This window comes from Methylophaga sp. F-2, assembly GCF_056859315.1.
In genome coordinates this window covers 197,244-209,569 of the sequence record NZ_JBSXOF010000019.1, presented here as the reverse complement: position 1 = coordinate 209,569, position 12,326 = coordinate 197,244, and the positions used below count along the sequence as shown (strand labels likewise).

The following is a 12,326-nucleotide window of genomic DNA, read 5'->3' as shown; positions in this document are numbered from 1 at the left end:
ACTGTACGCTTGGATTCAGGAGCAATTTTAATGTTACGTTGGGTAAACTCATCAATCAGCAGAAAGATCGGTGGACTTTCAATTATCTTATTGTCCTTTTTAATCATTATGATCATCTATTCAATGATAGGACTGCAGCAAATTCGGTCTGAGATGATTGAGCTGGCTGAGGTAGATACCCCATTAACTGAGGTCGTTTCAGAAATTGAACTGCTTCAGCTTCGGCAACATATTCTGATTGAATTATTTCGTCAAACCAATCATAAACCATCCAATAACAACATCAATCCTGCTGACATACACCAACAACTGGAGAGTTATAATCAGCATCTCTCTGAGCAAATGTATAAAGCATCAGCCATTATCGAAAGTGGGATTGAAAAAGGTCGCATTCGCTTTAAACAAGAACAACATCAACTGTTGCTGACTTCAATGAACAAACTTCATCAGGTCAGACTGGCATTTGAAAAAAGTTTTATGGCTAGTATTCAAGCCATGCTCACTGGAGAATCAATTAACTGGGAGCATCTCGAACAACAAGATCAACAACTGGATGATGAGCTTGGAAAATTACTCAATCACCTGAACGCATTAACCGTCAGCACCGCTATTTATACTGAAAAGCATGAATCAAACTTCATGATTATGACCAGCATTTTAGGTGTGTGTGCATTCATTATTGGTTTGTATTTAACGCAATATACCATCCAGTATTTTCGTCAACGAATTACCCAAACACGTGACACAATACATTTATTCAGAAATGCTATTGAACATAGGGAGGTTGTCGATTTCGAGGTAGATAACAATATCGCTGACGAACGAGATGAACTTTCTCAATTTGAACATGAATTAAAACTGTTATTAAAACAATTTAGCCATGAAATAATCAGCCGCGATGAAATAGAGAAACAACTGATTGAACTCGCGACTCTGGATAAACTGACAGGCGCTTATAATCGGCACAAATGGGACGAACAGTTAAAAATGCAATTAAATTTGGCATCACGTGGCGCCAAGTTAAGCTTACTTCTGATTGATGCCGATCACTTTAAAAAGGTCAATGATCAATATGGTCATGAGGTGGGTGATGCCGTACTCATTAAGCTTGTTGAACTGTTAAAAAACCGACTTCGGGAAACCGATACTATCTTCCGTATCGGTGGAGAAGAGTTTGCTGTACTGGTAAAACAAACCGAACACGAGCAAGCCCTAGAGATTGCAAAGCTTTTACAGACGAAAATTGATACCTATAGAGACGCATCATTGCCGCACTTCACGGTGAGTATTGGCATGACATCATATCAAGCAGGTGATACGACGACTGACTTTTTTAATCGTGCTGATAATGCCTTATATCTGGCTAAAGCGAATGGGCGTAATCGTGTGGAAGTCATCTAGTCTTCAGCTAACTTTCTGCCCATTTATCATATCAGCAGACTTAGTACTCACCTTCCGTAGTGATATGAATCACCTCACCACAATGTTTACAATGCACGGCATCATGGTCATGTCGATTCAGACCACATGACGGACATTCATAACGAATTTTCCCTGGTCGAAAAATAGTCTGAATCAAACGTAAAAATAAAGAGATGCCAAAAATCATAATCAGCACCGCCAGGATATGGCCGTCATGTCCCACCAGTGTGATATCGCCGAACCCAGTAGTGGTTAAGGTGGCAATCGTGAAATACAACGCATCAATATAGTCATTGATATCATCATTGATATGCACCTGGCTGACATAAACGACAGCAGTGATCACAAAGATAAACACGAACAAATTTACCACGCTGAAGATCACATCTTCATGCATTCTCACAAATCGTGACTGCTTTCTAAGATTTCTCAGCATGTGATAAGAACGCAATAAACGAAGTGTTCTTATCACTCTCAGGAAACTGAAATTCTCTGCAAGAGAGGGTGCAAGCAAAGAAATAATGACGATAATATCGGCCAAACCAACAGGATGGAGCAATTCTTGGAATTTTGATTTGCTGATATAGAGCCTGGCCATTAGCTCGAGCAAGTAAATAATCCCAATCGCCTCTTCCAGAATATGGAAATCATCTATGTGGTGATAAAAAGAGGCCAATATAAAATAAACAATGGTAATAGCATCAAATGCTAATAATCCCCAACGAAAGCGTCTGGAACTCGGAGTTGAGCCATTATAAAGATGGTCTATTTTATTATGTAATTTTTGCCAGAAACTTAGGTTTGATGGTGTTACCTGCCCCATTGTGGGCTCCTGTTTATATTGCTTATTTGAGTCTAAAATACCAACATCAAACTCTGTGATGAGTTTGTTTAAATAATATTTTTGCCTTCCTCTGGATCGCGTGCATTTCTCGCTTGATCAATAATATCTTGTGTATCACTGGTAAGTTGTTGTGTGCTCACCTCAGCACTGTCATTCTGGACGGCAGGCTTATCGACCGCCTTTGCCATCATTGACTGTTCCGTATTGACTTGCACGACAGGTATGCCCTGAGGAAAAATAACCTCACGCGCATCATCGGGCATAGTGATACCAGCGGATTCAAGGCGTCGAACAGTTTTATGCATCAAAACCGAAGCCACCTTATTTAGCGCATATTGGTGACCATCCACCCAAAAATTAATCACGATATTGATCGTGGATGAGCCTAATGAGTCAATAAGCACCTGTGGTTCAGGATCTTTTAACACTTCATTTTGTTCATTCAACACAGCCAAAATGGTCTGACGTGATTGTTGAATACTGGCATCATAACCAATCCCAACTATAAAGCTGCCTCTTACCCAGGGATTAGCCGAAAAGTTTTTAATGACATTTTTATAAATAGTCGCGTTGGGAATTTGGATATGATTTCCATCAAAATCGACTAAGGTTGTGCCACGGGCTGTGACTTTGTTTACTACCCCTTTTAGTCCCTGCACTTCAATCACATCGCCGATCAAAAACGGACGTTGCACACTCAGCAGCAAACTCGAAATAAAGTTTTCTGCAATATCCTTAAAAGCAAAACCAATGATAATGCCTAATAGACCCGTTCCACTGACAATGGCAAGTGTAGCCTGCGTCAAGCCAACAATACTCAGAAAAATATACAAACCGATTAAAATAATAAACAGGCTAATAGCGCGCCTGACAACATTCTGTACAAGGTTACTGGTACTGATATAGCCGATGGGATGAACAAGTAAAGCAGAGAATGGCTTTGCCAGAAAAAAGAAGATAAGAAAAACCAGCAAACCAATAACAAAAGAGGGCATCACCCTGATCGTCGCTTGCCATAGTTCAAGTAACTGAGCCGACAATATGTTAAGCGTATCCATTAATCCAAGAGAGTCTGATGCCATAGTGATGCAGTTTCTCGTCAATAAAACAATATATATCGGGGCTGAGAATCAAAAGCAATAATTCTCATATTTTGGCTGAATATTATCCGTGCTTGATAAGGCGTCCTGTTCAATGCTTCTTTCTTTGCATTGACGGAATCATCTTATAACTGTTGCGTGTTGCCAGATGAACTTCTCGAAGGAAAAACGCAAGCCCGAATACCAGTGCCAATGTCGAGCCCATGAATAATGCACCTATTAGCCAGCGTAAATTGAAATCAAGCAGTGCTTCCAGAAACATCACCGACACCACAGAACAAATTAAGAGTGCAGACAGAACGCACATGGTGATCGCATTACTTGCCGCTCGACGGCGAAGTCCCAATACAGATATTTCTTGTCGACAAGGCTCAGACAGCTCAGTTACCGAAGACATTTGATCGGTCAAAACACGTGCTCTGTCTATAATCCGGGCAAGTCGGTTTGCCATTACATTAAGGATTCCCGCCATACCAGTAAGCAAGAATGCAGGCGTTAACGCCAATTGTACGGCATGGGTAACGTCACCAAGATTAGCTAACCAGGTAAACATTGTCATCTGACTCTCTTATTTTTCTGAATCTGCCTGTCGTTAACCACCTGGAGAGTGATATCAACTGTAGATTATAGGTGATATATGCATCAATGTTTTGTTTGAACCGCATTTACCAGCACAGGAAAACAACAGCATATATCAATTATTCTATGCAAATACGCTATCACTAGCCTGCTTGTGTATATTGTCCATGATTTATGTCGGGCAAACTCTCAAACCCGGGTTTTGCAAAATAATAGCCTTGCATGAGTTCGATCCCCACATCACGTAACCAGACATATTCTTCATATGTTTCAATACCTTCAGCCAATGTCGTGATATTTAGCTCATTAAACATGGTTAAACAATTCTTGACGATAGATTGACGTACCTTATTCGAATCAATGTTTCTGATGAGTGCCATATCCAATTTAATAATGTCTGTCTGAAAGTCGGCAAGCAGATTCAGTCCTGAATAGCCAGAGCCGAAATCATCCACTGCCGTTTTAAACCCCAGCGACTGGTAATAATCGACGATACGTTTAACATGCTCGGTATCGTCCATTTTTTCGACCTCAGTGAACTCAAACATAATTCTCTCTGAGGGGAAGTCATACTGTTTAGCTGCTTCAAAGGTAGTGCGGATACAACGCTCCGGCACATAAATCGCATTAGGTAGGAAGTTAATACTCAACATCGAAGTAATATTCAACTTCGATGCAAGTGAAATCGCTTTCACCCGACAGAGCTGATCAAATAAATAACGATTTTTATCATTAACTCTGGATATTACAGAATAGGCAGACTCGTTATTAATGCCTCGAACCAGCGCCTCGTAACCATAAACAGTCTCATTACTGCAATTAATGATAGGTTGAAAAGCCATGGTAAAGTCGAAATCCAAACTATTCTCTTCTGTACAACTCTGGCAGATTTTCTCTTCTAAATTCATGGTCTATTCCCTCCTTACCTTGGCTATTTTTCTTACTCGTCATCTGTCTGCTATGTGCGAAGCTTTGAAAATGACCAATAATGTTATAACCCTATCATTTTATGACTTAATTTTATGGACTTAATTAAAATTCAATCGGCTATCCTCAGATATACTGAAGTACGACGTAAAACTTGTCCAACAAATGATGACTTAAGTACTGTTCAAACACTTGCCAGACTTTTTCTGAATAATGCCAGAGCAAATAAAAAAAACACGCTACCAATCGCCACATTGGCTAATAAATCGGGCCAAATGATGGAGAAACCAGCACCACGATAAAGCACCGCCTGGCTAGTACTGACAAAATGCGAAGTCGGTGCAAACTGCATAATGTTTTGCACAATTTCTGGCATGCTATCGAAGGGTGTCATCCCACCAGACAACATCTGTAACGGCAATATCAATAACAGTAATAACAGGCCCAGCTGTGGCATGCTTCGGGCCAGTGTGCCCAATAAAATGCCCAATGATGTAGTAGAGAATAAAAAGCAAGCCGTCCCTAACTGAAACAGCAAAATGGAACCAGCAATCGTCATATTCAGCCAGCCCTGAATGACGACATAAAGTGAAAACGTGCTGGTAATTAATACCACCAGCCCCATCGACCAGATTTTAGCCACCATGATTTGAAAGGGTGTGATGGGCATTACCAGCAAATGTTCTAAGGTGCCGTGTTCACGCTCACGTATCAAGGCAGCTCCCGTCAGAATCACAGATAACAACGTAATCATATTGATTAGTTCCATCACCCCGCTAAACCAGGCGCTATTAAGATTTGGGTTAAACCGCATCCTGACGATCTGTTTCACCGCCTGGCTGGATGCCGCCTTATTTGTTTCCAGTAAATGCTGTACTTCTCTATCAATAATTTCACTGATATAGCCGGCACCAATAAAAGCCTGACTCATCATTGTTGCATCAATCGCTAACTGAATTTCAGGCTGGCGCCCTGCTAATAAATCCTTTTGAAAATCATCAGGGATGTCGAGTACAAAAGTATATGAACCAGTATCCAGTGATTTATTCACATCCTGAAGTGATATTTGCTGCGCCGGTTTAAAATGAGGCTCATAAAACGCTTCTGCAATATTAATGGAAATCGCCGAATGGTCTTCATCCACCACAGCTATCGGCGTGTTCTGCAGCTCTGTCGAGACACTTTTGCCAGCCGAGTACACCATCAAGGTGAATGCCACCAAAATCACAATCACCATGACGGGATCTTGTACCAAAGTGCGAAGTTCTTTAATACCAAGGTTAATAATATTTTTCAGGCTGCTCATCTTATTTATCCTGCTTTTTGAGTAGCAACCAACTCAGACACATCAAAACAACAATAGCCAGTGCCATGGGCCAATAAAACGCGTTTAATTCATCAAAACCTAAGCCCTTAGTAAAGGCACCGCGACAAATCAACAGATAATAAGAAGCTGGGTAGATATGCCCCACCACATAGCCTGCCCCTTCTAATGAATTAATAGGATTAATCAGTCCGGCGTAATTCACGCAAGGCACAATACTGGTGATCATGGTTAGAAAAATGGCAGCAATCTGTGTTTTAGTAAAAGCAGAGATAAACTGTCCCATACAGGTAGCGACAACAATATAAAGAAATGTCCCGACCAGTAATGCCCAAAAACTGCCGGTTAATGGCACATCAAAGACCATATAAACCAGCCACATCAGCATCAGAAAATTCATCATGCCAATCACAATATAGGGCAACTGTTTGCCCATCAGAAATTCAAGCCGATTAACGGGAGTGGCATAAAAGTTAGTGATGGACCCCAATTCCTTTTCACGCACAATCGATAATGCCGTCAGCATCGAAGTAATCATCAACAATAATATCGGCAAGACACCTGGCACCATTGAAATCAGACTTTCGACCTGAGGATTGTAGCGATAGCGTGAGACAAGCTGATAGCTGGGTGACACTTTTATGCCAAACTGGCGGAGACTCAACTCGGATAAATAACTGAGGTGAAAGCCCTGAATATAACCTTTTATGGTTTCAGCGCGATAAGGCATCGAACCATCCACCCAAACACTGACACTGGGTTGTTGTCCATGGCGCATATCTTTGCCATAGTCGGGTGGAATTTCTATCGCCATACTGATATCACCGCTTCGCATGCGTTCATCCATCTCAGCATCTGACAAAATAGGCGTTTTTTCGTCAAAGTAACGCGAGCCGGCAAGGCTTTGAATATAGTCCCGACTTTCAGGTGACTGATCACGATCCATCACCGCAAACGCGATATCTTCTACATCAAGACTGATGCCATAGCCGAGCACAAACATCAAAATCACTGTCCCTAAAAAGGCAAACACCAGACGAACCGGATCACGGCCAATCTCTAATGTCTCCCGCAAGCTATAAGCCAGTAGACGAGTCAACGAAAAACGGTTTTGCTTTTTTTTATGTTGTGATTCGGAAAGTGTATTTTCTGCCAGTAGCTGACTATTATCCCCATCATCTGCTTGTTGTTCCGTGAGATAGGCAATGAAGGTTTCCTCTAAAGTCTCAAACCCTTTTGTTTTGCATAAGGCAGCTGGTGAGTCAGTAGCGAGCACTTTACCTGCATGCATTAATGAAATCCGATCACAACGCTGGGCTTCGTTCATAAAGTGAGTGGAAACAAAAATAGTGACGCCTTGCTCACGGGATAAGCCAATCAATAGCTCCCAGAACCCATCACGTGCCACGGGATCAACACCCGATGTCGGTTCATCCAGAATCAGAATTTCTGGTTCATGGATAATCGCCACTGCCAGCGATAAACGCTGCCGAATCCCCAAGGGTAAATCCTTTGCTGACTGCTTCTGATAACGCTCGAGTTCAAATTCTTTTAATAACGTCTCAACACGCTGGTGTTGATAATCCTGGGCTAAATTAAATAAACGGGCGTGCAAAAATAGATTTTGACTGACAGAAAGTTCTTCATACAAAGAAAAGCTTTGTGACATAAACCCTACGCGGCGGCGAGTCGCCATATCATTGGCATCCACCTGTTCGCCAAATAAAAGCGCCTCACCAGAACTTGTCGGTAATAATCCCGTTAACATCTTCATGGTAGTGGTTTTACCGCAGCCGTTAGACCCAAGGAAACCAAAAATTTCACCGCGCTCTATTTCAAAGTTAACGTTATCAACCGCAGTAAAGTTACCAAATGTCTTGGATAAATTTCTCGCTGAAATAGCAATCTTCTCTGACTGTTGTCGTGGTGGAACAGTGACGGCCTTATGTCCCTGGCGTTTATCTTCGGGTAATAGCGCAATAAACGCTTGATCGAGATTGTCTTGTCCCGTCTGTTCAATAAGTGCTTCTGGTGTGCCTGTAGCCATGACCACACCCTCATCCATGGCAATGAGAAAATCAAAGCCAGCCGCTTCATCCATATACGCAGTTGCAATTAACACACTCATCTGTGGACGCTGAGCGCGAATCCGGTCGATGAGCGTCCAGAACTGACGCCGCGATAAGGGATCCACACCGGTGGTCGGCTCATCAAGAATCAACAGGTCGGGGTTATGAATTAAAGCACAACACAATCCGAGTTTCTGTTTCATACCGCCCGATAACTGGCCAGCTGGACGATCACGAAACTCACTCAGACCAGTACTTTTTAATAACAGCTGGATACGTTGTTCGCGCTCATCAGCAGGTAAATTAAACAAGCGAGCAAAAAATAATAGATTTTCATGTACCGACAAGGTCATATACAGGTTCTTACCTAAACCTTGCGGCATGTAAGCAATTCTTGAACACATCTCTGTTCGTTGCTTATTATTCTGGATGTCAGTGCCCATAACCAGACACTGACCACTCTGACCTTTTTTTACCCCAGCAATAAGGCCTAATAAGGTTGACTTGCCGACACCGTCAGGTCCAATAAAACCAACGCGTTGTCCGGAAGGGATTTCCAGGGAGATATTTTTTAACGCCTGTGTATCACCATACTGGTGACTGACGTCTTTTAAGCTGACTACCGTTTCTGCAGACATGAGCAGATCAGTATGTGATAAGTGGTGGCACTTTCTCTGGCCACGGCGCACTTTCATCTAATTTGATGTACGCCACACCTGGCACCCCGGTTTTAACTTGTTCTGCGTATTTTTTTAATACACTTTCTTCAATTTTCACTTTTACCCGAAACATAAGCTTTTGGCGCTCTTCTTCAGTTTCGACTGATTTAGGCGTGAACTGAGCCTGAGGCGCCACAAAAGACACATGGGCAGGAATAGAAAAATCAGGATAAGCATCAACGACAATACGAGCTTCTGCACCAACCCGCGTTTGTCCCGCCTGGTCCGTCGGTAAAAACAGATACATATAGACATCACTGACATCTATTAATGTCACCACTTTTCCACCAGCAGCTAATACCTCACCTGGCTCAGCTAAGCGGTATAAAACACGGCCATTACGCGGCGTCGTTAATTGGCTATCCGCAATCACCACCTGTGCTTTTGTCACCTCAGCTTTAGCCGCTTCAATCGCAGCTTGAGCCTCAGCGACTTGTACCGAGGCCGCTTGCATGGCTGCCTGTGCCGTCGCCTTTTGTGTTTCTTTTTGGTCCATCACTTCCTGGCTAAGGTGGCCTTTTTTTACCAAGGCTTGCGTGCGTTCAAGCTCTTTTTTTGCCAGGGTAACTTCACTGCGCCGCTGTGCCAGAATGGCCTGGGCATATTTTTTGGATTCATTCGCTTTATTCAGATTAGCATTGGCTACCGCCAGACTGGCCTTGGCTTGTTCGGTATCCATAACCGCCAGCACCTGACCTTGGGTGACCCAGTCGCCTTCATTCACCGTAATTTGTTCCACTTTACCTGCCGTTTTTGTCGCCACATCGACTTCAGTGGCTTCAATACGGCTGTTACCTGCGGCAAAACCACTCGGTAATGTCAGCTCTTGTTCAGATTTCCAGTAATAACTCGCCGCGGCCACGGCAATCACTATCAGTAACAAAATTAAATTTCGTAATCGCAGCATGTGTTGTCTTCTGTGTTGAGGCGTTATCGGAATGAATGCTAAACCTAATAATACACAATAGCGAAATAACTGAAATGACTTGGATCATCTATTCGTGAATAACTTCCTGTTTCAATTTTTGAATTGGCCAGAAACGCCATAATAACCAGGATACTGTCCAGCATATAAATGCTGAGGTGAGATCATGACTGATGAAGTGCGCCCCCCGTAACTGCTGAGCTACCCCGAAAATCACGCCTAATACGATGATGCCATACAACACGTTTCTGGCATGCTGAGGGAAAAGTTGCTTGCTGACAAAATACACCCCAAAAAACATATAAGCTGAACTTGCATGACCAGCTGGAAAACAATGATCTGCGCCTTCCAATGGCGACCATAAACTATGCAACCAGAACTGATAAGGCCTGTCTCCACCAAATTCGATCACAGACCAGGGACAGTCGACCTCGGTTAGTCTTTTTATCGCACTCACTGTCAGTGTCGATAGTGGAATACTCATACTTAGATAAGCTAAAACATGACGATATGGTGATAAATATCGCGTCAAAACACTGATGACATAGCTAAGTAATACAAGGATAAACAGGATGACTGCCAGGTCATGACCGCCATCATGTAACCAGGTTTGTGTCAGCCAATAATGCTTCAATTGCCATTGGCCGCCTTCAAGTTGATACCAGATGTTGGCGACTAATTTATCCAGCTCTGTGACAGCAATAAAACTGATCAGAATAAAATACAGGCCCCATAGTCTTACCAGATGATTTTGCATAGTTGATTTAGCTATGCTGACAGCTGGCAAAGATATCTAAAGCAGGGTCATATTTACCTGGCAGTAAGACATTGTTCATGCCTAACAATGAATGGAAAATATTGTCATGGCTGACCGCTTTACCGGTTTCATTTTTCATACACAGCGGATTAATGTGATAGTCACGTTCATAGTTATCTGACAGCCACACCACCATAGGTACATGGGTTTGCTGGCTAGGTGCTGCAAAATAAGGTGTGCCGTGCAGATACAGATTATGTTCACCTAAGGACTCACCATGATCAGACACATAAATCATCGCGGTATCAATCGATTGAGAAGATAAATTATCCAGATACTGAATCAGCTGAGCGAGCACATGGTCGGTGTATAAAATCGTATTGTCATACGCATTTCTGAGTTCCTCATTAGAGCATTTTTGTAACTCTGAGGTTTGGCACACCGGTTTATACTTTTCAAAGGCTACTGGTACACGTTTGAAATAGGCCGGACCATGGCTGCCTTTCTGATGTAACACAATCAACTGATCACCGTCAGACTTCGCGACCAGCGCTTTCAGATTAGTGAGTAACACTTCGTCATAACACTCACCATCAGGACATAACTCTGCCAGATTAACGTCTGTCACTTTCTGGTGCTCAACGCGATCACATACACCTTTACAGCCGCTGTTATTATCCAGCCAGCTGACCTTCACACCGGCAGCAGAAATAGCGTCCAGAACACTTTCATAACCATGGCCTTTTTCATCGTCATAATCATCACGAGAAAACTGTGAGAACATGCATGGCACTGAAGTAGCTGTCGCCGTACCGCAAGACGAAACGTTATTAAAATACAGACTATTGGTTTTCTCTAACTCTGGGGTTGTTTCACGCTCATAACCATTCAGATGAAACGATTCTGCCCTGGCAGTTTCCCCCACCACCATGACTGTTACTGTACGGTGTTTTTTCTCATGCGCGAAGCTGCCGAGCGCGGCATTTTGTGAAATAGGTATCAGTGGTTTATCGGCTTCAGCAAACTGTTGTTTGGCAATTTTGGTGACCGCATAGATATAACTGGTGGGATTGATTAAATAACGTAAATCCCGGTGATTGCGGAAGGTAGAAGCGTAGTCCTGATAGAAAAAAGCAGCAACCAAGCCCATGGCTAAAATACTCATGGTGATAGAAAACGAGCTCATCAGTAATTGCTTTGTCCAACGGACATGGGCAATCCGTAGTTTAGCAATTAAAAATGCCGGCAAAATACCCCATAACAGAAAATGAATAATGAAATCTTGACTCAATAATTCTTTTGTTTCTGCGGTATCCGTCTCTAACACATTCTGAATCATCGAACTGTCAATATGCACACCATAACTGTCAATAAAATAGCTGGCGGCGGCGGAACATAACACAATGAAAATCAAAATCGGTTTTATCAAGTATCGGGATGACACCAAATTAAATATTAAATTAAACAGCGCCGTCATGAAGATGGCACATGAACCTAAAAACAACAGATTATGTTGGGTGATTAATTGATTTGCCTGAACGATGCCACCCCACAAACCATTGTTATAAGCAAGCATCAAGAGCACTGAGAACAGTAATACTAGATACTGAGAAGAAATCGCACGACGCATGATAAACCTCAACCAAATTAATTTTGGCCA

The 12,326-nt window shown here is 42.5% G+C and carries 10 protein-coding genes; 1 reads left to right on the top strand and 9 read right to left on the bottom strand.

Translation table 11 applies throughout. The features are described from left to right. The first annotated feature begins 30 nt into the window (after positions 1-30). Positions 31-1,401 carry a GGDEF domain-containing protein gene (locus AC13DA_RS10300; RefSeq protein WP_284451244.1) on the top strand — a complete coding sequence of 457 codons (1,371 nt, stop codon included), beginning with the start codon at positions 31-33 and terminating at the stop codon, positions 1,399-1,401. A gap of 40 nt (positions 1,402-1,441) precedes the next feature. Here AC13DA_RS10300 and AC13DA_RS10295 read toward each other — a convergent pair whose 3' ends face one another. From AC13DA_RS10295 to AC13DA_RS10255, 9 genes are all read right to left on the bottom strand, one after another. After that, on the bottom strand, positions 1,442-2,245 hold the full coding sequence (locus tag AC13DA_RS10295; RefSeq protein WP_284451245.1) for a potassium channel family protein: 804 nt from the start codon (positions 2,243-2,245) through the stop codon (positions 1,442-1,444). A gap of 68 nt (positions 2,246-2,313) precedes the next feature. Further along, positions 2,314-3,348, bottom strand: coding sequence for a mechanosensitive ion channel family protein (locus AC13DA_RS10290; RefSeq protein WP_284451246.1), 1,035 nt, complete (start codon positions 3,346-3,348; stop codon positions 2,314-2,316). A gap of 109 nt (positions 3,349-3,457) precedes the next feature. Further along, entirely contained in the window at positions 3,458-3,925 is a 468-nt protein-coding gene (locus tag AC13DA_RS10285) for a DUF2721 domain-containing protein (RefSeq protein ID WP_007144953.1), read from the bottom strand. A 163-nt stretch (positions 3,926-4,088) separates the two neighbouring features. After that, positions 4,089-4,853: an EAL domain-containing protein gene (locus tag AC13DA_RS10280; RefSeq protein ID WP_284451247.1), complete on the bottom strand. Its 765-nt coding sequence runs from the start codon at positions 4,851-4,853 to the stop codon at positions 4,089-4,091. A gap of 203 nt (positions 4,854-5,056) precedes the next feature. Further along, positions 5,057-6,178 (bottom strand): ABC transporter permease, encoded by a 1,122-nt coding sequence (locus tag AC13DA_RS10275; RefSeq protein ID WP_284451248.1) that lies wholly within the window; start codon positions 6,176-6,178, stop codon positions 5,057-5,059. 1 nt (position 6,179) lies between these two features. Then, entirely contained in the window at positions 6,180-8,903 is a 2,724-nt protein-coding gene (rbbA, locus tag AC13DA_RS10270) for a ribosome-associated ATPase/putative transporter RbbA (protein ID WP_284451249.1), read from the bottom strand. Positions 8,904-8,910: 7 nt separating this feature from the next. Continuing rightward, positions 8,911-9,891 carry an HlyD family secretion protein gene (locus AC13DA_RS10265; RefSeq protein WP_284451250.1) on the bottom strand — a complete coding sequence of 327 codons (981 nt, stop codon included), beginning with the start codon at positions 9,889-9,891 and terminating at the stop codon, positions 8,911-8,913. Positions 9,892-9,979: 88 nt separating this feature from the next. Then, on the bottom strand, positions 9,980-10,666 hold the full coding sequence (locus AC13DA_RS10260) for a phosphatase PAP2 family protein (RefSeq protein WP_284451251.1): 687 nt from the start codon (positions 10,664-10,666) through the stop codon (positions 9,980-9,982). Positions 10,667-10,673: 7 nt separating this feature from the next. Next, positions 10,674-12,296, bottom strand: a complete 1,623-nt coding sequence (locus AC13DA_RS10255) for a phosphoethanolamine transferase (protein WP_284451252.1) — start codon at positions 12,294-12,296, stop codon at positions 10,674-10,676. Positions 12,297-12,326: the final 30 nt, after the last annotated feature.

Excerpts from the sequence above, each read along its gene's own strand:
- AC13DA_RS10285 (WP_007144953.1), bottom strand. The coding sequence starts at position 3,925 with ATGACAATGTTTACCTGGTTAGCTAATCTTGGTGACGTTACCCATGCC.
- AC13DA_RS10255 (WP_284451252.1), bottom strand. The coding sequence starts at position 12,296 with ATGCGTCGTGCGATTTCTTCTCAGTATCTAGTATTACTGTTCTCAGTG.
- AC13DA_RS10290 (WP_284451246.1), bottom strand. The coding sequence starts at position 3,348 with ATGGCATCAGACTCTCTTGGATTAATGGATACGCTTAACATATTGTCG.
- AC13DA_RS10275 (WP_284451248.1), bottom strand. The coding sequence starts at position 6,178 with ATGAGCAGCCTGAAAAATATTATTAACCTTGGTATTAAAGAACTTCGC.
- rbbA (WP_284451249.1), bottom strand. The coding sequence starts at position 8,903 with ATGTCTGCAGAAACGGTAGTCAGCTTAAAAGACGTCAGTCACCAGTAT.
- AC13DA_RS10300 (WP_284451244.1), top strand. The coding sequence starts at position 31 with ATGTTACGTTGGGTAAACTCATCAATCAGCAGAAAGATCGGTGGACTT.
- AC13DA_RS10265 (WP_284451250.1), bottom strand. The coding sequence starts at position 9,891 with ATGCTGCGATTACGAAATTTAATTTTGTTACTGATAGTGATTGCCGTG.
- AC13DA_RS10260 (WP_284451251.1), bottom strand. The coding sequence starts at position 10,666 with ATGCAAAATCATCTGGTAAGACTATGGGGCCTGTATTTTATTCTGATC.
- AC13DA_RS10295 (WP_284451245.1), bottom strand. The coding sequence starts at position 2,245 with ATGGGGCAGGTAACACCATCAAACCTAAGTTTCTGGCAAAAATTACAT.
- AC13DA_RS10280 (WP_284451247.1), bottom strand. The coding sequence starts at position 4,853 with ATGAATTTAGAAGAGAAAATCTGCCAGAGTTGTACAGAAGAGAATAGT.